Here is a 22,312-nt window from a genome sequence, read left to right as displayed (position 1 = left end):
GGTGGTTATGCGTTCGGCATGTACTGCTTCACGATCTTGGCGTCCTGCGGTGCCAGCGTGGTCGAACCACGGGCGTTGCGGACGAACTTGGCCGTGCGCTTGATCATGCCATGACGCTTGCCAGCCTGACCGGTCTTCACCTTGCCGGTCGCGGTCAGCTTGAAGCGCTTCTTAGCTCCAGACTTCGTCTTCAGCTTGGGCATTTTGCATCCTTTCATTGGTGCAGGAGGTATAACCACCCGCTCGTTTGTTGGTGCATCGAGAGGTCGCCACGGCATGCCCGGGTTTCACGAGGCACGGACTGATGCAAAAGACTGGCTTGAGACAACAGAAGAACGCGCCCGCAAAGAGCCGGACGACTCTGGACCGGTGGCTTATAGGGACAGGGCGCTGCGAAAGCAACCTGAATCCGGCAAACGAGCTGCAGAAAACGAAACAGCCCGGACGATGCGCCCGGGCTGCCGACTTGCAAGGGATGCTGCGGTCACCGCACCATCGTTCCATGACTGGCAAAACCGCGAACCAAACGCCTCAGCGCTGGATCGGGGCCAGAACCATCACCATCTGCCGGCCTTCAAGGCGCGGCGAAGATTCGATCTTGGCAACATCTGCAGTCTCGTCACGAACTTGCATCAGCAGTTTCATGCCGAGATCCTGGTGCGCCATTTCACGACCACGGAATCGCAGGGTGACCTTGACCTTGTCGCCTTCCGAGAAGAAACGCTGGATAGCCTTCATCTTCACCTCATAGTCATGGGTGTCGATATTCGGACGCATCTTGATCTCCTTGATCTCGACGGTCTTCTGCTTCTTGCGAGTCTCGGACGCCTTCTTCTGCGACTGGTACTTGAACCGGCCGTAGTCGAGGATCTTGCAAACCGGCGGCTCCGCGTTCGGCTGAATCTCGACCAGATCCATCCCGGCTTCAATAGCCAGATCGAGGGCCTCCTGAGTCGGGACAACGCCCCGGTTCTGGCCTTCGTGATCGATCAACTGGACTTCGCGAACGCGAATTTCATCATTGGTGCGCGGGCCATCCTTAGTAGGAGGCGGGGCGCGGAACGGACGGCGAATGGTCGCTATCTCCTCTGTCGTTGCAATTGGGCAGCTTCACTTCAGGCGGCGAATGCACCAAAAATCCCGGTCGTGAACGCCAGGATCAATGACCACACGCTGTTGGTCTGAAGCCCCTACAGAATCCGCCCATCCTCACCGAAAGTCAACAGTAGAAGCGGCGGAAAGCCTCAGGATCGCTTTGCCGGCGACCAGCCAAGCAGCTTCGCGTAAGTTTCAAGCGTTGCAGCGCACATGGCCCCGACCGTAAAGTGCCCCTGGACATGGGCTACAGCGCGCTGGCACAAGTCCGCACGGGCTTCGGGCGACAGTGCGAGCACCGTCTCGATGGCATTTGCCAGGACTTCAGCGTTCCCGGCAGGCACCCGCCAGCCAGTCCGCTCTGCATCCGGCACATCAGGGGGGGCCAGAACGGTCTCCGGTACCGCGCCAAGATCCGAAACAATCACGGGCACGCCGGCGGCCTGCGCCTCGACTGCCGCCCGGCCAAAGGCCTCAGGTTCGGTTGACGCGACCACACTGAGATGGCTGAGCGCCAGGGCGGCGGCCACATCCGCGCAGTGCCCCACCAACCTCACATCGTCCTGAAGTCCCGCGCTTGCGATCTGTGCCCGCAGCTCAGCTGTGTATCCCGTCCGCCCCTGATCATCTCCAGCCAGGATTGCCAGCGGCACTATGGATCCGCGCCGCTTGAGGATTTCCATCGCGGAGACCAGAACGCGCTGGCCCTTCCATCCGGTCAGCCGCGCCAGTTGCAGCAGCACTGGCCGGTCATCAACGACACCGAACTGGGCGGCCATGGCGGTTCTTCGCTCGGCCGTCACCGCCCCCGGCGCCAGCGCTGTCAGGTCCGAACCGCGATGGATCACCGTCATGCGGTCGCGGGCAAAGCCATGCCGAGCTGCGATCAGGTCCGCCGTATAGCGCGAATTGGCAATCACCGCGTCGCCGCGTGCCATCACCGAATTATACAGCCCCTTCAGGGCGTTGGTCTGCTTGTAGATGCCATGATAGGTGGTCACGAAAGGCACACCCAGACGACGTGCCGCGAGGAACGCAGACCAGGCCGGCGCCCGGCTGCGGGCGTGGATCAGCGCAACGCCCTGGTCCCGGGCAAGCTTCTCCAGGCGCCTTGCATTCGCGAGGATGGCCAGGGGGTTCTTCGAGGCAACCGGCAGAACAACATGCTCTGCACCTGCGGCCTCCAGCTCGGGCACCAGCCGTCCGCCTTCGCTGACAACCAGCGCCCTCCAGCCCCGGGCTACAAGTGCGGCAGCAACATCGATCGTCGTGCGCTCGGCCCCGCCGGTATCGAGGTCCGGTATGACCTGAAGGATGACAGGATGATCGGTCGAGGTGGCCAAGAGGTCCTCCGGGGCGCCACGGCCCTTTTGTCTGCCGGCCGTCTATGGCAAACCGGCAGGGCACAGTTCAGTTGACCGGAGCCATACAATGGGGACGACCGCGCCGCAATTCCTGTCCGTCGGCGAAGGCACAAACCGGCGCGAGATCGCCTTCCGGCGCTGCGACGGGAGGCAGCCCGGCTTGTTCTGGCTCTCGGGCTTCAAGTCGGACATGACAGGCACAAAGGCAGAAGCCCTTGCCGCCTTCGCAGCCACATCGGGACATGGGCTTACCCGGATGGATTACTCCGGCCATGGCGCGTCCGGCGGGCCGTTCGAGGACGGCACCATCAGTCGCTGGCTGGAGGAGGCAAAGACCGTGTTTGACCAGGAGGCTCCGGGTCAGCGCGTCATCGTCGGCTCCTCCATGGGCGGCTGGCTCGCCCTGCTGCTGACCCTTGCCCATGTCGCGGAGGTCGGCCCGGTCAACAGCCGGATCAAGGCACTGGTCCTCATCGCCCCGGCTGCAGACTTCACGCAGGAGCTGATGTGGAACCAGCGCTTCGACGACGCCATCCGCCGCGAAATCATGGAAACAGGGCGCTATGAACGACCATCGGCCTATGGCGATGGCCCCTATGTCATCACCAGGGCTCTCATCGAGGACGGCCGGCATCACCTTGTCCTGAACCGGAGCCTGCATCTCGGCTGCCCGGTGTCAATCCTGCAAGGCCGGCTTGATCCGGACGTGCCCTGGCAGCACGCCCAGCGCCTGGTGGATCACCTGCCGCATGACGACGTGTCCTTAACCCTGATACCGGACGGCGACCACCGGCTGTCCCGCCCTCAGGACATTGATGCAATGCTCAAGATGGTGGCGGCCGCGCTCTAGGCGCGGCCTGTGTCACTCAGCGGGCGAAGACAATGGTCTTGTTGCCGACGATCATCACCCGGTTTTCAAGGTGATACTTGACTGCCCGTGCCAGCACGCGCGCCTCGATATCACGGCCACGTGCAACGAAATCATTAGCCGACAGCGAATGATTCACGCGCTCGGCGTCCTGCTCGATGATCGGCCCCTCGTCGAGGTCGGCGGTGACATAGTGCGCCGTCGCACCAATCATCTTCACGCCACGCTCATGCGCCTGGTGATAGGGACGCGCGCCCTTGAAACTTGGCAGGAACGAGTGGTGGATGTTGATGACCTTGCCGAAGAGCCGCTTTGACAGGCTGTCGGACAGGACCTGCATGTAGCGGGCGAGCACGACCAGATCCGCTCCCGTCTCCTTCACCAATCCAAGCAGCTTCTCTTCCTGCTGCGCCTTGTTGTCCTTATTGACCGGCCAGTAATGGAAGGGAATGCCTTCAATCTCGGCCGTTCGGCGGCTGTCTTCGTGGTTGGAGACAATCGCGACGACCTCTGCATCCATCCAGCCAACGCGGATCTGGTAGAGGATATGCAGCAGCGCATGGTCGAATTTCGAGACCATGACAATCATCTTCTTGCGTTGTGACTGGTCCGTCAGCTCGGTCTTCATGTCGAACCGGGCAATCGCCGGCGCAAGAGCCTTGGAGATCGCGTCCCTGGTCAGGGTATCGGGTGCCAGAAAGGCGATACGCATGAAGAACCGGTTGGTCACCTGATCCCAGAACTGGTCGCTCTCGGCAATGTTAGCGCCAAGGTCGGCGAGTTCAGTCGTCACCGCCGCGACAATGCCCGGCCGGTCTTCACAGGACAGGGTGAATACGAAGGATTTCATCGACAAGGCGGATCCCTTTCGGTTCATGGGGCGTGTCTTTTAGCACAGCAACACCGGGAGAAAAGCCGCGCCTGACGGCGCTTTGACGCATTCCGCATCGGCCACAGTGAGCCGTTGCGTTCAGTCTTGCCTGCTCACGTACCTCCCGGCACAAGGGAATCCGCCACCATTCCCCGAATATCCGACACGCCGGGTCCGGCGACGACAACGCTAGCCCCCGCGCGCCGAAAGCGACGGGAGAGCCGGAACAATCAGCCAAAGGGACACGACATATCGCCTGCCCTCCCGATGCATCACGTTTGCGCCAGGGACGGCCTGCCGCATTGACGGCAAGCCACCGGCCCCCTCTGATGACACCATGAACTCTTTCCGACTGAACAGCGATGGAGCAGCGCGTTGACGCAGGACTGGCTGCTGGCACAAGAACAAGCGCTTAGGCTCTCCGCCTTTCTGGGCGTGCTGATCGCGATGGCATTGTGGGAGCTCGCCTCCCCCCGCCGCCGGCTCGAGGTTCCCCGCGTGCTGCGCTGGTCCAACAACCTGTTGCTCGTCGGTCTCGACACGGTGATCGTCCGGCTGGCTTTCCCGGTTCTGGCTGTAGGTCTCGCCCTGAAGGCGGAAGCTGGCGGGTGGGGGCTCTTCAACGCGCTCGAGGTGCCCGGCTGGATTGCATTTCTCCTCAGCGTCGTGTTGCTGGATCTGGTGATTTACCTGCAGCACGTGCTGTTTCACTTCGTGCCAGGCCTCTGGCGTCTGCACCGGGTGCATCATGCGGACCTCGACATCGATGTGACCACCGGCCTGCGGTTCCATCCGGTCGAGATCCTGTTGTCTATGGTCTTGAAACTTGGTGCCGTGGCAGCGCTCGGGGCGCCTGCCGCAGCCGTTCTGGTGTTCGAGGTGCTGCTCAACGCCTGTGCGATGTTCAACCACTCGAACATCCAGCTTCCCGCGCGCGTCGATCGCGTGCTGAGGCTGTTCCTGGTCACGCCGGACATGCACCGGGTCCACCATTCCGTGATCCCGCGTGAGACGAACTCGAACTTCGGCTTCTCCCTGTCGTGGTGGGACCGGTTGCTCGGCACCTATATCGCGCAGCCGGCCGAGGGACATGAGGGCATGCGCATCGGCGTGCCGCAGTTCCGCACCCGCCGCGATCTCTGGCTGGACCGGATGCTGTGGCAGCCCCTGCGTGGCCCCGCCTATGGCGCGCCCGGCAACACCGACGACACGGGCACGGCCAGGACAGAACCGGAGGCCTGAGGCCTCCGGTCCGGTTTCAATCAGCGGGACATCACGCGCGAAGCTGGATCGGTCGTCCCTGCGTGATCCGGGCGGCAGCAGCCACGATGGCATCCGCATCGATGCCGAAATGCCGGTAGAGATCGGCAATCGTGCCGGTCTGGCCGAAATGCTCGACCCCGAGCGGGATGGTCCTGTGACCGGTCACCGCGCCGAGCCAGGACAGCGTCGCCGGATGGCCGTCAATCACGGTGATCAGCGTGCAATGCGGCGGCAACTGGCCCATCAGCCGTTCGGCAAGGCTCGTCGCCGTCTCGTGCCCCCGGGCCCGCGCCCGCCGCGCCGCCGTCCAGCCGGCGTTGAGCCGGTCGGCGGAGGTGACCGCCAAAACGCCAATGTCACGCCGCGCGCCCATCATGCGGCCGGCCGCCTCGATGGCCTCGGTTGCCACCGTGCCCTGATAGGCAATGACGACCTCAGCATTCGGGCCCGGTTCGCGCAGCCAGTAGGCGCCGTCGATGACGCCCTGCTTGAAGCCCGGATCCGGCCGGCGCAGCACCTGCTCGACCGGACGCGTCGACAGGCGCAGGTAGACCGAACCGCCGGTCTCCTCGCGCAGCCAGGTGCGCTCGTCCAGATCGCCCTTGCCTTCGCGCTGCATGTAGTCAAAGGCCCAGTCCATGATGATCGCCAGTTCGTCCAGATAGGCCGGCTCGAAACTGGCAAGGCCATCCTGCGACATGCCGATCAGCGGTGTACCGATGGACTGGTGCGCCCCGCCCTCCGGTGCCAGCGTGACACCGGACGGCGTGCCGACCAGCAGGAAGCGGGCATCCTGGTAACAGGCATAGTTGAGGGCATCGAGGCCGCGCACGACGAAGGGATCGTAAACGGTGCCAACCGGGATCAGGCGCTCGCCGAACAGGCTGTGCGACAGCCCCGCCGCCCCCAGCATCAGCATCAGGTTCATCTCGGCAATGCCCAGTTCAATGTGCTGGCCCTGCGGCGAGAAGGCCCATTTCTGCGCCGACGGAATGCGCTCGTCGCGGAACGTGTCGCCACGCGGATCACGGGCGAACAGCCCGCGCCGGTTGACCCAGCCGCCGAGGTTCGTCGAGACGGTCACGTCCGGCGAGGTGGTGACGATGCGGTCGGCGAGCGGGCCGCCCGCGCGCGCGATCTCGTCCATGATCTTGCCGAAGCCAGCCTGGGTCGACAGCATCTTGTCGGACAACGCCACGACACCCGGCGCCGGCAGGGTCTCGGCGGTGTAACGCCGGCGGCCCCGGGCAAAGAAAGGCACCGTGCCGAGGAAGGCCTTCAGCCCGGCCACATCCTCGACGGCGGCAAAGGGCTCCCACTCCGCCCCGTGCGGCACGCCCATGCGGCTGCGGAATTCTTCCATCTGCGTCGGCGTCATCAGGCCGGCGTGGTTGTCCTTGTGTCCGGCCAGCGGCGTGCCCCAGCCCTTGATCGTGTAGGCAAGGAACACGGTCGGCCGCTCGTCCTGCGCACTGTCGAAGGCGTCCTTCAGCGTGTCGAGGCAGTGGCCGCCGAGGTTCTCCATCAAGGCGGCAAGCTCGGCATCCGAGCGGCGGTCGATGAGCGCGGAGACAACCCCCTGGTCGCCCAGATCCGCCATCAGCCGCTCGCGCCAGGCAGCCCCGCCGCGGAAGGTCAGCGCGGAGTAGAGCGCATTGGGGCAGGCGTCGATCCAGGCACGCAGCTTGTCGCCGCCAGGCTCGGCGAAGGCGGCCCGCTGCAGCGCGCCATGCTTGAGGCGCAGCACACGCCAGCCGAAGGCATCGAATATCTGCTCCATGTGAGCCCACAGGCCCTCGCGGACGACGCCGTCAAGGCTCTGGCGGTTGTAGTCGATGATCCACCAGACATTGCGGACCTCGTGCTTCCAGCCTTCCTGCAGTGCCTCGTAAATGTTGCCTTCGTCCAGCTCGGCGTCGCCGATCAGCGCCACCATGCGGCCCTTCGGCTGCTTCAGCCAGCCGTGGCCTTCGAGATAGTCCTGCGTCATCGAGGCGAAGATCGGCAACGCCACACCGAGGCCGACCGAGCCGGTGGAGAAATCGACGTCATCCACGTCCTTGGTGCGCGAGGGATAGCTCTGCGCCCCGCCATAGGCGCGGAAATCCTGCAGCTTCTCCAGCGTCTGGTTGCCCATGAGATACTGGATCGCATGAAACACCGGCGAGGCATGCGGCTTCACCGCCACCCGGTCTTCCGGCTTCAGCGCATGGAAATAGAGCGCGGTCATCAGCGACACCATGGAGGCGGAGCTGGCCTGATGGCCGCCGACCTTCACATCGCCGTCGCCCTTGTCGCGCAGGTGGTTGGCGTTGTGCACCATCCAGCAGGCCAGCCACAAAAGCCGCTGCTCGATCACCTTCAACTGGTCCATCATCCTGTCTCCTCGCCGCGAACCGTACCGTTCGGTACCGCTTCCAGGCCCAAGTCATGCCAGCATTTCACAGCAAGATGTTACCGGATCGTGCGTTCTTCAACGCCCGAACCGGAACACCATTTCGCAATTCTGCCGCCGAGAGGTTTTTCTTCACCGCTTGCAGCGAGGGGCAAGGAAATCAGGCTGCCGCTGCGTCCCGGCCCGCCAGCGCGCTGTCCAGATCGCCGAGGATGTCGGCGACATCCTCAAGCCCGACAGACAGGCGGATCAAGCCTTCCGCAATGCCATGCGCGGCCCGCTCTTCCGGCGTATAGGTGGAATGGGTCATCGAGGCCGGATGCTGGATCAGGCTTTCGCAATCGCCGAGCGACACCGCGCGCCGGATCAACATCAGGCGGTTCATCAGCGCAGACCCGGCGGCAAAGCCACCCTTCAGTTCAAAGGCGATCATGCCGCCGAAGCCCGGCATCTGGCGGCGGGCCAGCTCATGCTGCGCAAAGCTTTCGAGGCCCGGATAGTAAACCTTGGCCACCGACGGATGCGCTTCCAGGAACCGCGCCACCTCCATCGCGGACGCACAGTGGCGCTCCATCCGCAGCTTCAGCGTCTTAAGGCCACGCAGCACCAGATGGGCATTGAACGGTGCCATCACGGCTCCCGTCATGTCCTTCATCCCGACCAGACGGATCTGCTGGATGTCCGCACCCGGACCCACCGCAATGCCGCCGACCAGATCGCCGTGGCCGCCCATGTACTTGGTCGCCGAATGCACGACGATGTCGGCGCCCAGCTCGATCGGGCGGGTCAGCACCGGTGTCGCATAGGTGTTGTCGACCACGGTGCGCGCCCCGGCCTTGCGGGCAATGGCGGAGATGGCGGCGATGTCGACGAGCCGCATGTTCGGGTTCGCCGGCGTTTCGAAATAGACGATCTTCGTCTTGTCGCTGATCGCCGCTTCCAGATCGGACGGGCTCGTCAGGTCCACATGGGTGATGGTGATGCCGAAGCGGGCAAGGCCATGGCGCAGGAAGGCGAAGGTGCAGCCATAGAGCGTCTTGTCGGTGATGACCTCATCGCCCGGCGCAAGAAACGTCCACAGCACCGAGGTGATCGCGCCCATGCCGGAGGCCAGCGCAAGGCCAGCTTCCGCCCCTTCGAGCACGGCGCAGCGCCGTTCCAGCAAGTCGAGCGTCGGGTTGGAAATGCGCGAGTAGAAATAGCCGCCCTCGCGGCCGGCGAAGATCGCAGCACCCTGCTCGGCGCTGTCGAAGGCGAAGGTGGAGGTGAGATGCATCGGCGGCGTCAGCGCGCCCTCGTTCTCCATCGGGTCATAGCCGTGATGGATGGCGCGCGTTGCAAAGCCGGCGTTGGACTTCAGGGTCATGGGCAACTCCTCCAAATCAGATGATGCAAGGAGAATACTGCTGACGGACTGGCATGTGCTTTCAAGATATGCCACGTTGGCAACTCATATTAGCAGATACTGCCATAACCAGCCAGAGCTACGACCGTCGATGCCACCGCTTGATACCAAGGATCGCCAGATCATCCGTGCCTTGCAGGAGGACGGCCGCCTCACGAACCAGGACCTTGCCGAGAAGGTAAACCTCTCGCCCTCCCCCTGCCTGCGCCGGGTCCGCTTGCTGGAGGAGCGCGGGGTCATCACCGGCTATGCGGCCAAGGTTGACCCGGCCGCCTGCGGGCTGGAGATCACGGCCTTCATCCGCATCTCGCTGCAGCGGCACGAAGGTGCAAATGTCTCGGACTTCGAGGCCCGCGTCCGCCGCATTCCGGAAATCCTCGCCTGCTATCTGATGACCGGCGAGGCGGACTACCTGCTGCGCGTCGTCGTCGCGGACCTCAAGGCCTACGAGGCCTTCGTGCGCGACCAGCTGCACCACATCCCCGGCATCGCGTCGATCAACACGAGCCTTGTCTATGGCGTCGTGAAGGAAACCAGCGTGTTTCCTTGAGCGGAAACGACGATGCCGGCGGCGGGCGTGTCGGCGGCTTGGGTCACAACCTTGGTCCATCTGAGGAACGATCGGTTGCAGACTAATCTCAGCCCCCTGCGGCAGAAGGCTCGTCGGATGCATCTGAGCCAACCGCCTCCTGCACGCCTGGCGCAGGCAGGCGAATGCTCTCGGGCAGGCAAGGCCGGGCCCAAGCCTTGCCTGCCGGACTTGTGCTAGCGCGTGCGCCAGGCCTGGGTTGACGCCAGGAGGCGCCGGGACACAAGCGCATGAAGCAGGCGGGCGGCGACATTGGTGTAGAAGATCATCATCCCCATTGCCGCAGCCGGCGCGATGTCGCCCGCATCATCCATGTTGAGCACGGCGATGGACGCGAGCGCGGTGTGGGTCGAGTACAGGAACACCATCGCCGAGACCGTCGTCATCGCATTCACGAACAGATAGATCATGATGTCGAGGATCGAGGGCAGGCAGATCGGCACCGTCACCCGGGCAAACAGCCGGTAGAACGGCTGGCGCATCGACGCGGCAACCGGCTCGAACTCGGCATCGATCTGCTTCAACGCGGTCAGTGCCGTGAGGTGCCCGACGGTGTAGAAGTGGGTGACCGTGGAGATGACGAGGATTGCCATCGTCCCGTAAAGCCCGTGCAGCGGGTTGTCCGGATTGTTGAAGAAGAAGATGTAGGCGAGGCCCAACACCATGCCGGGGATCGCCATCGGCAGCATCGCCAGGAACTGGAACAGGCTGCGGCCGAGGCGGAAGCCGTCGGTCTTCTCGACCATGTAGGCGCCACAGAAGACGATGGCGGTTCCGGCCACTGCCGTCAGAGCCGACAGCCAGATCGAATTCCAGTAGGCCGTCCAGCCGCCGCCATCCATCTTGTTGAAGGCGAAGTTGCCGAGGGTCAGGCTCATGTCATAAGGCCAGAACTTCACCACCGCCGCCAGCTGGCAGACCCCCATCATCGTCAGGATGAACGCGGCGATGAGACCGCACCAGGCAAGGCACAGCGCATCGAACCGGCGGTTGGGCTTTGGCTCGAACGGAACGGCGCGGGCCGACAGCAACGACACCTGCTTTTTCTGCACCTGGCGGTCGACAAAGAAGGCGAGGATCGCCGGAACCAGGAGCACGACGGACACCACCGCACCCATCTCGAAATTCTGCTGGCCAATCACCTGCTTGTAGATGTCGATCGCCAAAACGCTGAACTGGCCGCCGATCACCTTGGGCAAGCCAAAATCGGTGACGACCAGGGTGAAGGTCACGAACATCGCGGAGATCAGACCATACCGCGCACCGGGAACCGTCACGGTCCAGAAAGTGCGCCAGCGCGAGGCACGCAGGCTCTCGGCCGCCTCGTAGTGGCGCTGGTCCGCGATGGCCAGCGCCGTCGAGATGATGATGAGGGCGTGGGGGAAGGTGAAGAACACGGAACCGATGACGATCCCGAGCGGACCATAGATCGACTGCCCCATCAGCAGATCCTTGAGCAGGCCCTGATTGCCGAACAGATAGATCAGCGCGATGCCCGGAAGCAGGGATGGCACGAGGATCGGCATGGTCGCGATCAGCTTCATCGCCCCCTTGAACGGCATGCAGCTGCGGTGCAGGGCATAGGCAAAGCCGAAGGCGAAGGGCACCGTCAAGGCCGTGCTGACCACGGCAATGAACAGGGAGTTCCAGATCGACTGGAACAGCGCCGGATTGGAGAAATACGAGACGTAGTTCTGGATGCCGTAGGACGGAACGGGACGCAGTGTGATCCGGCGCAGCGTGTTGCTGTCGTATTCCAGCCAGTCGCGGCTGCTGACCCGGTCAAGCCCGACGAGCCAGGTGCCACGATCATCCACGGCGCGCATCCGGTAGCGCACAGGGCTGCGGAAACTGAAATCCGGCAGCAACTCGGCAACGGCCATCCGGCCATCCGAGTTCGTCTTCATGTCCTGCGGCGTAAAGCGGCCTGACCGGGTATTGAGGTCAACAAGACTGACGGCAGGACCGAAGTTCGCGCCGCTGGCATCGCTGACCTGCAGTTCGAATTCGGAGAGATCGAAACTGTAGGTCACGAATGACTTCGACAGCATCGTGTAGAGAGGCAGCGCAAGGGTGACGATGAGATAGAGCGCGATGACCAGCATGAAGCCACGCTTGATCAGTCCGTCGCCATCCATCCTGAGACGTGTTTCACGCCCGCTCGGGATCCATTCAGTGACAGCCATGATCACCTCGCTGCCGGAAAGACGAGAACACGGTCAGCGGGCAGTTCGACGGTCAGGTCTTCCCCTTCCGCAAGCGAGAACCGGCGCACGGCATTCATCGAGAAGTTGGCAACCAGCGGGGTGCCGCCCAGTTCCGTGCTGCGCAGATGCACGCGCCAGAAGGACCCGAGAAACTCCATCGCGGTGATTGTCACCGGCAGATGATTGGGCTGGGCCAGCTGCTCGTGCCCACGGGCATGCGGCAGGATATCTTCCGGGCGCACGGCGACGGTGACGTCCGCCTCATCTGCAAAGCCGGTCACAGTGGTTTCCAGGAGGGTTCGGCCAATCGTCACGATGCCCCTGGAGAAATGGGCCTTGATCCGGTTCGTCTCGCCGATGAAGTTGGCAACAAACAGCGACGCAGGATGACGATAGACGTCAATTGGCGTGCCGACCTGTTCGATCACGCCGTGGTTCATCACCACGATCCGGTCTGCCATCGCCAAAGCTTCTTCCTGGTCATGGGTCACCATGATGGTTGTGACCTGAAGCTTGCGCTGAAGTTCCTTGATCTCATGCCGCAGATGGACGCGGACCTTTGCGTCGAGCGCAGACAACGGCTCATCTAGGAGCAGCAAGCCTGGGTTGATGGCAATCGCACGGGCAAGCGCAATGCGCTGCTGCTGGCCACCCGACAGCTGAGACGGATAGCTCAGCGCCTTGTCCGGCAGCCCAACCAGCTCAAGCAGTTCCTTGACCCGCGACTTGATCTCGTCCCAGGGACGGCCGGTGTTTTCAAGGCCAAAGGCAATGTTGGCAGCGACCGTCAGGTTGGGAAACAGCGCGTAGGACTGGAATACAATGCCATAATCACGCTGCGAGGCCGGAAGGTTCGAGATGTCGCGACCGGCCTGACGAATGGAACCACGGCTTTGCGGATCGAGCCCGGCAATCGCGCGCAGCAAGGTCGTCTTGCCGCATCCCGATGGCCCGAGAAAACAGATGAACTCACCCTGTTGAATGGAGAGCGAGATATCGCGAAGGGCGACAAAATTGCCATAGGCCTTCCAGACATTCTCGATGTCGAGATAGCTGGTCCGGAGGGCGGCAGATTGAAGAGAGTTGGGGATGATGGCGTTCATGGCGCTCACTCCGGACGGCTGATGTCGGCTGGCGGCAGACCGAGGGGCGCAGCAGCACCCCTCGGGAGATCAGATCAAGACTTCGGTTCGCTCTTGGTGTCGTAGCGCTTCGACCATTCCTCGAGGATGGACTTGCGGTTCGTCGCGGCCCATTCGAAGTCATTGCGGATCATCTTGGCTTCAGCATCGGCCGGATAGTTCGGCACCGGCTTGGCAACGCCCGGGATTGCGAGGACCGCATAGCCAACGTTGTATTGTTCCATCGCTGCAAGGCTGATTGACCAATCCATCAGTGTCTTGGCAGCATCAAGATTTGGCGTTCCTGCAATGATTGCAGCGGCTTCCAGATCCCAGCCGGTGCCCTCCGAGGGAATGATCACCTCGATTGGCGCGCCGTCGGTCTTGGATTTCGCACCGCGGAACGCAAAGGAAACTCCGACAACGGTCTCGCCGGATGCCGCCATCTTGCAGGGCTTGGAACCCGAATGGGTGTAGGACGCAATGTTGGCATGGAGCTTGTCCATGTAGTCCCAGCCATCACCGCCGAACATCTGCAGCCAGGCTGAAACGTCCAGGAAGCCTGTGCCGGACGAGGCAGGGTTTGGCATAACGACATGCCCGGCGTATTCCGGCTTGGTCAGATCGGCCCAGCTCGTGGGCTGCGGCACGCCGCGCTTCTTGCCTTCCACGGTGTTGTAGCAGATGGCGCCCAGCCACGCGTCCAGACCGACCCAGCTTGGCGGGGTGTCGCTGTCGACGTAGCGCGGATCAAGCGCCTCGATGCCCTTCGGCGCGTAGGGCTCGAGCATGCCTTCGGCCTTGAGCATCAGCAGAGAGGATGCAGCCAAACTCCAGACAACATCCGCCTTGGGGTTGTTCTTTTCCGCCAGCAGTTTGGCCGTGACGACGCCGGTGGAGTCGCGCACCCAGTTGATCTTGATGTCCGGGTGATCCTTGTTGAAAGCAGCAGCATAACGGTCAAGAAATTCTGCTTCGAAAGCGGTGTAGACGGTCAGTTCCGTCTCCGCGACGGCGGACATTGAGCCAGCCGCCAGAAGAGCGGCAGAAAAGAGGAGGGTCTTTCCGAACATGTTGGTTCCCCGTTGGTCAAATCTACGTTCGACTGTGCCTCGACGCGATTTCCCTTGATCGCGCAGGGCGTGCTGGAAGCGGGGCCGACTTCTTTAAGTCCCAGTACTGGGTTCTGATCAGCTCACCGTAAGACTGACTTTGGGAATGAGCGTTGAATAAGTAAAATCTATTAATTTTATCCAATCATAGATTTTACTGAGATCAATCTGCGCTATGTCATGGCCAATGCTGCAACGCCGGCCGCAACAACGGCCGAGGCAAAGAGGCGAGCCAGGATCGGGCGTTCCCGAAAGGCGACAATGCCGATGAGGGCAGCAAAGATGACGCTGGATTCGCGCACGGCGGAGACCGCGCCAAGCGGGGCTATCGTCTTGACGTACAAGACAATTCCATACGCCGTGACGGCAGCGACGCCGCCAAGGCTGCCCAGCAGGATGACCTTTGGCCTGAAATGTCCGCCCCGCATACGCCGGTTCAGCGCGATGACGAGCGGCACGGGAAACTCGAGCAGGAACAGCCAGCCCATGTATCCGAACACGGACTGTGAGTGCCGCACCCCGAGCCCATCGGCGACGGAATAGGCGGCGATGAGAAGACCCAGGGCGACAGCAAAGCCGATCGCCCCGGGCGAGGACGGGTTGCGCCTAACGGCAAGAAGGCCAATTCCGGCACAGACACAGGCAAGCCCGACCCAGCCGGCCGGTGGCAGCTGCTCGCCGATGAGGACCGCCGCAGCCAACGCGACGGCAGCCGGCGCGAGCCCGCGCGAGATCGGATAGACCTGGCTGAGGTCTCCAAGCCGGTAAGCCCGGAACAGCAAGGCGTAGTAGATGTAATGTAACAGAGCCGAGGTGGCGATGGCCGGCCAGCTTGCCGATGCCGGCACGGGAGAGACCAGCACGAGGCAAAGCCCCAGCACCGCATGGGCGGCAGACACCGCCGCAAGCACCCCGGCCCTGTCATCGACAGCCTTGATCAGCGCATTCCAGCCTGCGTGCAGCAGGGCTGCCAGGAGCACTAGACCCAACGCGCCAAGGCCCATCGACCGAATTCCTTGATCCTGCGATCCGGAAGCAGCCAAGCCCCGGAAAAATGGGAGGCGAGCTGCAGCAGCCCGCCTCCAGTTCAATGATGGGTCAGGGGAGGCCTCATGCCCAGGGCAAGGAGAAGGTCTTGACGTTGGTGAAGCTTTTCATGGCCTCGATCACGCCTTCCTTGTAGCCGTTGCCGCTGTCCTTGATGCCGCCGAACGGGGACATCTCGATCCGGTATCCTGGAACCTCCCAGACATTGACCGTGCCAACCACAAGGCCACGGATGTAGGACTGCATGCGCCGGTAGTCGTTGGTGCAGACACCGGAGGACAGACCGAAGGGCGTCGAGTTGGAGATCCGCATGGTCTCCACGTCGCTGTCCGGCACCCGGACGATGGGAACCACGGGGCCAAAGGTCTCCTCCATCACCAGTTCGCTTTCATGCGGGACATGGTCGACCACGATGGGCGGCAGCAGCGCGCCCTGGCGGCCGGGGTGATAGAGGATCTTCGCGCCTTGGGCCTCGGCCTTGAAGACACGCTCCTCGAAGACCTCGGCAGCGCGCTCGTGCACGACGCAGCCCAGTTCCGTGGCCGGATCCATCGGATCGCCGAAGCGCAGCGCCCTGGCGCGCTCCAGAACCATCGGCACGAACCGGTCGGCGACACTTTCCTGGACCAGAATGCGCTTCACCGCCGTGCAGCGCTGGCCGGAGTTTTTGGTGGCGCCGGCAACGGCGAGGTCGGCGGCCCTGGCCTGATCCGCATCGCTAAGATCATTGCAGATGATCAGCGGATCATTGCCGCCAAGCTCCAGAACTTGGCGCTTGTAGGCCGCCTTCGCTGCGATCATCTTGCCCACCGGCACACCGCCGGTGAAGGTGATCAGGTCGAAGTCCGGGTTGGTGATCATCTCGTCGCCGATGTCCTTCGGCCAGCCGGTGACCACCGACAGCATCTGCGGCGGGAGCCCGGCCTCGTAGAGCGCATCGGCCAGCCACAGCGCCGTCAACGGCGTCAGCTCGGTCGGCTTCACCACGATGCAGTTGTTGGTGGCGATGGCCGGCGCGATCTTGTGGCTCACCATGTTCAGCGGATGGTTGAACGGGGTGATGGCCGAAATGGCGCGCAGCGGTTCCCGCGTGGTGAAGATCTTGCGCGCCTTGCCATGCGGGGTCAGGTCGCAGGAGAAGATCTCGCCGTCGTCGTGGATGCACATCTGCCCGGCAAGCGTGTAGACATCATAGGCTCGGCCGCATTCATACATCGCATCGGCCAGCGAGATGCCAAGCTCCGCCGTGATGATCGGCGCCAGTTCGGCCTTGCGCTCGGAAATGATCCGGGCGGTGTTGAGCAGGATCGTCTGCCGCTCGTAGCGGGTAAGACGCGGTTCGTAGGCGGCGGCGATGGCAAAGGCCTCGCGGGCGTGTTCGGCGGTGCCGGCCGGCACCGAACCGATGACCTCGTTGGTCCAGGGATAGTGGACCGGAACCCGGTCCACCGTATCCACCTTGCGGCCGGCGATCCGCATCGCCTCGTGCCGCATTGCGATCGGGGGAGCTTTCTTCAGCATGGCTGCACCGCCGCCGTGCAGGCATAGAAGAAGGCGTCGAAATTGCGCAGCACGGGGGCGGCCGGCAGATCGATCACGCGGTTGACGATGAAGGGAACTTCCTGCTCGGTCAGGCCGCCATGGCTGCGCAGCGGCTCGTTGAGGGCGGCAAGGTCATGGCGGTGGGCGCTGGTGCCCAGCGTCATGTTCTCGCCGGAGATCATGACGAGATCGCCGATGCGGTCACCCGGCAGCTCGAAGCGGCGGATGGCCTCGTCCTTGTCCACCACCAGCAGCATGCCCGGCACGGCCTTGAGCCGGCTAATGATATCGGCGCGGTCGGCCCCGGCCGGCAGATATGCAGTTGCGAACGAGCCTAGCGCGCCGTGGTGCACGACGTAAGGGTCGGTGATCGGCAGGATCACGCGGGCCGCATCCTTGCCGAGCCAGCCGTCGAGGAGATCCTGCACGTAGATCACGGCCGGTGAGCCATCGGCCAGATGCTTCGGCTTCATGCCGTGGTCGGCCGTGACGACGATTGCGGCGCCCAGCGCGTCAAGCTCCGTGAGGTAGCGGTCGAACATCTTGTAGAAGCTCTGCGCTTCGGCATCTTCCGGGGCGTACTTGTGCTGCACGTAGTCGGTCGTGGTCAGATACATCACGTCCGGCTTCCACTCCTTCAGCAGGCGGACACCGGCAGCAAAGACGAACTCGGACAGGTCCGCGGAGTAGACTTCCGGAACCGGACGCCCGAGCCAGGCGCTGGCGTTGTTGATGCCATTTTCGGCCATGGTCGTCGCATCGGACTTCTCGGAGGAGAAGCAGATGGCCCGGCCTTCATCAAACTTCAGACCGGCGCCCAGCAGCGCACGCAGCTTGTCCTTGGCCGTGACCACGGCGACGCGGGCACCGGCAGCATAGAACTGGCTGAAGATGGTCGGCGCGCGCAGGAAGCGCACATCGTTCATCATCACTTCCTTGCCGGTCTCCGGCTCGTAGAGGTAGTTGCCGCAGATGCCATGGACGATGGGCGGGCGGCCGGTGGCGATGGACAGGTTGTTTGGATTGGTGAAGGACGGGATCACCGAATGGGCGAGACGGTCGGTGCCGGTCTCGCGCATCCGCTTCAGCGTCGGCATCAGCCCCTTGGCGATGGCAACGTCCAGATAGGTCGGTTCGCAGCCGTCCAGGCAGATAGCGATGGCAGGCACCTTCGGCCAGGGATAGGTGCGGTCGTTAGCGACGATGGGCGTGCGGGCGTGAGCGTTCATGGCAGGTCTTTCGATTGGCAGGATCAGGATCAGGCGGCGAGCTTGGCGCGCTCGGCAATGGCGGCGGCGGGCGGAGCGGCGCTGTCGACGCCCATGTCGGTGAGCGCCTCGGCGGCGGCGGCAACGACACGGCGCATGACGTGTTCGTCCATCCGGCCGATGCAGCCGATGCGGAAGCTGTCGACCACGGTGAGCTTGCCCGGGTAGATGATGAAGCCCTTGGCCTTCATCAGCCCGTAGAACCGGTCGAAGACGAAGTTCGGATGGGCCGGATTGAAGAAGGTGACGATAATCGGCGACAGCCAACGGTCGGCGAGCAGGGTCTCGAAGCCGAGCGCACGCATGCCGGCGACCATCACGTCGCGGTTGCGGGTGTAGCGCGCGCCGCGGCCGGCGACGCCGCCTTCCAGACGATGCAGGCGCAGCGCCTCGAGGAACGCGGCGACCACATGGGTCGGCGGGGTGAAGCGCCACTGGCCGGTCTTGACCATCGCGCTCCACTGCGCCGCCACATCGAGGCTGAGCGAGTGGGCGTTGCCCTTGGCAGCTTCCAGCGCCGACTTGCGGGCGATGACGAACCCGAAGCCCGGCACGCCTTCAACGCATTTGTTGGCCGAGGACACCATCGCCTCGTAGGGGATCTGGCGGACATCGAGCTCGACCGCGCCAAAGGCGCTCATGGAGTCGATCAGCAGCTTGCAGCCCCGCGAGATGACGGCAGCGGCGATCTCGGCAACCGGGTTGAGAATGCCGGACGAGGTCTCGCAGTGGATGGCGATGACGTGGGTGATGGCCGGATCGGCGTCGAGCGCCATGGCCACCTCGTCGCCGCGCGGCGGCAGGTAGTCGCCCTTGTTGATCAGGGTGAAGGCACGGCCCATGACGCGGAGCGTTTCGGCGGCGCGCAGGCCGTAGGCGCCGTTGGCAAGCACCAGCACCTTGCCGTCGCGCGGCACCAGCGTGCCCAGCATCGCCTCGACCGAGAAAGAGCCCGAGCCCTGCATGGGGACGCAGGCATAGTCGCCAGCCGTATCCCCGGCCATTTCGACCAGCTGGTCGCACAGCGACTTTGTCATGGCGCGGAAGTCACCATCCCAGGAGCCCCAGTCGCGAAGCATGGCTTCCTTGACGCTGAAGGCGGTCGTCAGCGGGCCCGGCGTGAGCAGGAACGGCTCTCCCAGCTGGGGATCCGGAAATGCGTTTTCGGCTTTGGTCATGGCGTTCCTCCCTGTGGATTGGCCTTCGATGACTGATCGTCACACGCAGCAATTCATCTGTAAAATCGTTATTTAAGATCAGATAATCGATAAAATCGATGTTTTAGACGTGCTCGACCAGACGCGTGTCACGCAGGTATCCCTGCTCCGACAGGATGGGATAGGCGACCTTCACCAGCAGCGAGTTCACTTCCTTCAAGGCACGCACCACCTCGAGGTGGATGTCGCTGGTGTCGAGCGTTTCCGCAGCGCCAGCGCGCAGGCGTGCCAGATGCCGGTCATGGCTTTCCCGCTCCATCCGGCGCAGAACGGATTTTTCCGCAGCCAGTTGCCGCGCGCTCTCAAGGTCGGAGGACACGAGGACGTTCAGCGCCATGTGCATGTTGACCAGCACGCGCGCATGCAGAGCCTGGATCTCACCCCAGCCTTCCCGCGAGAACCGCAGCCGCAGACGGGACATTTCCTCGGCCTGGGTCAGGAGGTTCTTGGCGATGATGTCTCCCATCGCCTCGAAATCGATGGCAAGGCTTGCAAGCTCCAGGCTGCGGCGAGCCTCGTCAGCACTGAGGCTGCCCCGGTTCACATCAGCGATGAACAGCTTGATGTCCGTATGCCGGCGGTTGACCTCCTGATCCATGGCCCTGAGGCGGCCGATCTGGAGCGGATCGCCGGCGTCGAGCATGTCGAGGACCGGCCGCAGCATGGCCTCGACGGCCTCCCCCATGCGCAACAGCTCCCGCTGGGCGCTGGCCAGAGCCAGCACCGGCCGGGCCGTTGTCGAGCGGTCCAGCGCACTGCGATAGGTGGCCGTTTCTTGCATCTCCTGGGCCGGAACCGGCCTGAGGCGGGCCGTCAGCCGTTCCATGGGCTGGATGAACGGCAGCGCGGCCACCACAAGGCACAGGTTGAACGCAACATGGAAATTCACCAGCTGCACCGCCGGACTGCCCCCCAGCGCGCCAAGCAGCGATGGAAACAGCTGCAACGCGACCAATGCGATAGCCGCCGCGACACAGCGGAAGATGAGGTTGCCAAGCGGGATCCGCCGGGCGGGCAGCGCTGCACCGCGCGTGAGCCAGATCGCAACGAGACCGCCACCAACATTCGCACCGAGCACCATCGGCGCGGCGGCCTCAACGGGCAGAACCCCGTTTGCGGCAAAGCTGGCAAAGAGGATCAATGTTGCCACCGATGAATGCAGACCCCAGGCAATGAGGGCGGAAACGGCCAGCGCCGTCAGCGGATCGCCCGCCAGATAGCCGGCGATCTGTGGCAGCACCTCGCTCTGCCTCAGCGGCGCGGTTGCCTGCCCCACCAGCTGCAGCGACAGGAGGATGAAGGCAATGCCCAGCGTGATGCGCCCGATCTGCCGCACCTGCCGGCTTTCGAACTTCAGGAACAGGGTGGCACCGACCAGCATCAGACCCGGGATCAGTTCACTGAGGTCGAACGACAGAAGCTTGACCACCAAGGCGGAGCCAAGATCGGCACCGAGGAGCGCCGCAATTCCGGTGCCGACACCGATGATGCCGGAGGCGCAGAAGCCGACCGCGAGAACGCCGACGGCCGTCGCACTCTGGAGCACGATGGCCAGAACAACGCCAGCCGCAGCCATACCAGGAGCGCCGCCCCTTGCATGGCGCATTGCATTGCGTAGCGCCGGCCCATAGGCGCGCTCGATGCCCGTGCGCACCATCCTGACCGCCCAGAGCAGCAGCATGACGGCAGCGGCGAGATGCAACAGGATGAGGAAGGGGTGCATGGCGGCGCTCCAGATGATGATCTCTCAACAAGCGCCGTTGCCATCCATAAATCAAATCGTTAGATTTGATGCTGTCATCAGTTTTGAGGGGGCTTGATGCGCTACGTTCAGCTGCGCGCGTTTCATTATGTCGCGATCTGCGGCGGGTTCTCGCGGGCTGCCGAGGAACTGCTTCTGACCCAGCCGGCGATTTCCGATCAGGTGCGAAAGCTTGAAGAGGAATATGACGTGCTGCTGTTCAACCGGATGCGCAAGCAGGTGACGCTGACGGCCGCCGGAGAACAGCTGCTTCAGGTCACCCGGCGCCTGTTCGACTGCGAGCAGCAGGCACTGGAATTCCTGTCGGAAAGCCGGGCGCTGCAGTCGGGCAACCTGCGGATTGTCGCCGACAGCGCGCATCACCTCCTGCATATCCTGGCCGCATTCCGGCAGCGCTATCCCGGCGTGCATATCTCGGTACGCGCGGGCAACACCGAAACGGTCGTCACCTCCCTGCACAACTATGAAGCCGACATCGGCGTGCTGGGCGAGCGGCCGACGCTGAAGAACTTCGACTGCGAATTGCTCAATTCCTCACCGATCATCGCGTTTGTCGCCAAGGATCATCCGCTTTCCGGCGCGAAGCAGGTGACCTTCGCCGAACTGGCGAAACTGCCGCTGGTGTTTCGCGAAAGAGGCTCGAAGACCCGCATGAAGCTGGAGGTCGCGGCCCGCGCCGAGGGCGTCGAGCTGAAGCCTGTGATCGAGGCGGAAGGCCGCGAGGCCGTGCGCGAGATCGTCGCCTCCGGTGCCGGCGTCGGCTTCGTCTCGCTCGCCGAATTTGGCGAAGACCAGCGCCTGGTCCGCATCCCCCTGTATCCGCAGGAAGAAATGATGATGGACGAGGCACTGATCTGTCTGCAGGAACGGCGGCAGGCAAAACTGGTCAGCGCCTTTTTCGATATCGCCCGGCTGAGCGCCAACGCCAGCTGAACCGCAGGGCTGCACATCCTGGTTGGCGACTCAATGGACCAAGCTGTGTGGCAAATGCCCGCTCTCATTGGCTGTCAGACGCGTAGCGTTGAGATGGTTGGGGTTGGTCGATTCTGCGACGCGTCTTATGTTCTTTTTTTGTTCTTTTGCCGATGCAATTTAGATCGGTGTGATGGTGATTTTTTGTGAGTTTTGGTTGCGGGGGCAGGATTTGAACCTGCGACCTTCAGGTTATGAGCCTGACGAGCTACCG

18 protein-coding genes are annotated in these 22,312 nt (G+C 63.2%); 4 read left to right on the top strand and 14 right to left on the bottom strand.

All coding sequences use genetic code 11. The features are described from left to right. Positions 1–5: 5 nt before the first annotated feature. From rpmI to C8348_RS12235, 3 genes are all read right to left on the bottom strand, one after another. Entirely contained in the window at positions 6–203 is a 198-nt protein-coding gene (gene rpmI, locus C8348_RS12245; protein ID WP_106753636.1) for a 50S ribosomal protein L35, read from the bottom strand. 328 nt (positions 204–531) lie between these two features. Continuing rightward, positions 532–1,074 (bottom strand): translation initiation factor IF-3, encoded by a 543-nt coding sequence (gene infC, locus C8348_RS12240; RefSeq protein WP_106753635.1) that lies wholly within the window; start codon positions 1,072–1,074, stop codon positions 532–534. Positions 1,075–1,244: 170 nt separating this feature from the next. Further along, positions 1,245–2,438, bottom strand: a complete 1,194-nt coding sequence (locus C8348_RS12235) for a glycosyltransferase family 4 protein (protein WP_106753634.1) — start codon at positions 2,436–2,438, stop codon at positions 1,245–1,247. A gap of 88 nt (positions 2,439–2,526) precedes the next feature. Between C8348_RS12235 and C8348_RS12230 the strand changes: the two genes are divergently transcribed. Continuing rightward, on the top strand, positions 2,527–3,309 hold the full coding sequence (locus tag C8348_RS12230) for an alpha/beta hydrolase (RefSeq protein WP_106753633.1): 783 nt from the start codon (positions 2,527–2,529) through the stop codon (positions 3,307–3,309). A gap of 16 nt (positions 3,310–3,325) precedes the next feature. Here the strand turns inward: C8348_RS12230 and purU are convergent, their stop codons facing one another. After that, positions 3,326–4,177, bottom strand: a complete 852-nt coding sequence (gene purU / locus C8348_RS12225; protein ID WP_198647030.1) for a formyltetrahydrofolate deformylase — start codon at positions 4,175–4,177, stop codon at positions 3,326–3,328. A gap of 396 nt (positions 4,178–4,573) precedes the next feature. Between purU and C8348_RS12220 the strand changes: the two genes are divergently transcribed. Further along, positions 4,574–5,440, top strand: coding sequence for a sterol desaturase family protein (locus C8348_RS12220; RefSeq protein ID WP_244293998.1), 867 nt, complete (start codon positions 4,574–4,576; stop codon positions 5,438–5,440). A gap of 31 nt (positions 5,441–5,471) precedes the next feature. On the opposite strand, the gene C8348_RS12215 is transcribed toward C8348_RS12220, so the two are convergent. Both C8348_RS12215 and C8348_RS12210 read right to left on the bottom strand, forming a co-directional pair. After that, complete coding sequence (locus C8348_RS12215; protein ID WP_106753632.1) at positions 5,472–7,838, bottom strand: 1-deoxy-D-xylulose-5-phosphate synthase N-terminal domain-containing protein; 2,367 nt, start codon at positions 7,836–7,838, stop codon at positions 5,472–5,474. A 178-nt stretch (positions 7,839–8,016) separates the two neighbouring features. Further along, a complete protein-coding gene (locus tag C8348_RS12210) occupies positions 8,017–9,222 on the bottom strand; it encodes a methionine gamma-lyase (RefSeq protein WP_106753631.1) in 1,206 nt (401 codons plus the stop codon). Positions 9,223–9,352: 130 nt separating this feature from the next. Here C8348_RS12210 and C8348_RS12205 point away from each other — a divergent pair, with 130 nt between their 5' ends. Then, positions 9,353–9,811: an Lrp/AsnC family transcriptional regulator gene (locus C8348_RS12205; protein WP_106753630.1), complete on the top strand. Its 459-nt coding sequence runs from the start codon at positions 9,353–9,355 to the stop codon at positions 9,809–9,811. A gap of 215 nt (positions 9,812–10,026) precedes the next feature. Here the strand turns inward: C8348_RS12205 and C8348_RS12200 are convergent, their stop codons facing one another. The 8 genes from C8348_RS12200 to C8348_RS12165 all read right to left on the bottom strand — a co-directional run bounded on the left by C8348_RS12200 (position 10,027) and on the right by C8348_RS12165 (position 21,087). Next, entirely contained in the window at positions 10,027–12,039 is a 2,013-nt protein-coding gene (locus C8348_RS12200) for a putative 2-aminoethylphosphonate ABC transporter permease subunit (RefSeq protein WP_425270818.1), read from the bottom strand. Continuing rightward, positions 12,039–13,160, bottom strand: a complete 1,122-nt coding sequence (locus C8348_RS12195; RefSeq protein ID WP_106753628.1) for a putative 2-aminoethylphosphonate ABC transporter ATP-binding protein — start codon at positions 13,158–13,160, stop codon at positions 12,039–12,041. Before C8348_RS12195 ends, C8348_RS12200 begins: the two co-directional genes overlap by 1 nt. A 74-nt stretch (positions 13,161–13,234) precedes the next feature. Then, positions 13,235–14,251, bottom strand: a complete 1,017-nt coding sequence (locus tag C8348_RS12190; protein WP_106753627.1) for a putative 2-aminoethylphosphonate ABC transporter substrate-binding protein — start codon at positions 14,249–14,251, stop codon at positions 13,235–13,237. Positions 14,252–14,463: 212 nt separating this feature from the next. Further along, a complete protein-coding gene (locus C8348_RS12185; RefSeq protein WP_106753626.1) occupies positions 14,464–15,294 on the bottom strand; it encodes an EamA family transporter in 831 nt (276 codons plus the stop codon). 106 nt (positions 15,295–15,400) lie between these two features. Next, a complete protein-coding gene (gene phnY / locus C8348_RS12180; RefSeq protein WP_106753625.1) occupies positions 15,401–16,858 on the bottom strand; it encodes a phosphonoacetaldehyde dehydrogenase in 1,458 nt (485 codons plus the stop codon). Next, complete coding sequence (phnA, locus tag C8348_RS12175; protein ID WP_106753624.1) at positions 16,852–18,108, bottom strand: phosphonoacetate hydrolase; 1,257 nt, start codon at positions 18,106–18,108, stop codon at positions 16,852–16,854. The genes phnY and phnA overlap by 7 nt, the downstream gene beginning before the upstream one ends. Positions 18,109–18,137: 29 nt before the next feature. Further along, positions 18,138–19,325 (bottom strand): 2-aminoethylphosphonate--pyruvate transaminase, encoded by a 1,188-nt coding sequence (locus C8348_RS12170; protein WP_106753623.1) that lies wholly within the window; start codon positions 19,323–19,325, stop codon positions 18,138–18,140. A 103-nt stretch (positions 19,326–19,428) separates the two neighbouring features. Continuing rightward, positions 19,429–21,087 carry a Na/Pi cotransporter family protein gene (locus C8348_RS12165; protein ID WP_106753622.1) on the bottom strand — a complete coding sequence of 553 codons (1,659 nt, stop codon included), beginning with the start codon at positions 21,085–21,087 and terminating at the stop codon, positions 19,429–19,431. Between the two features lie 96 nt (positions 21,088–21,183). Between C8348_RS12165 and C8348_RS12160 the strand changes: the two genes are divergently transcribed. Then, a complete protein-coding gene (locus C8348_RS12160; RefSeq protein WP_106753621.1) occupies positions 21,184–22,059 on the top strand; it encodes a LysR substrate-binding domain-containing protein in 876 nt (291 codons plus the stop codon). The last annotated feature ends 253 nt before the right edge of the window (positions 22,060–22,312 follow it).

This window comes from Pannonibacter carbonis, from assembly GCF_003012935.1.
Classification (GTDB): Bacteria; Pseudomonadota; Alphaproteobacteria; order Rhizobiales; family Stappiaceae; genus Pannonibacter; species Pannonibacter carbonis.
The sequence above is the reverse complement of the archived record's forward strand: the minus strand, read 5'-3'. Positions and strand labels throughout refer to the sequence as shown.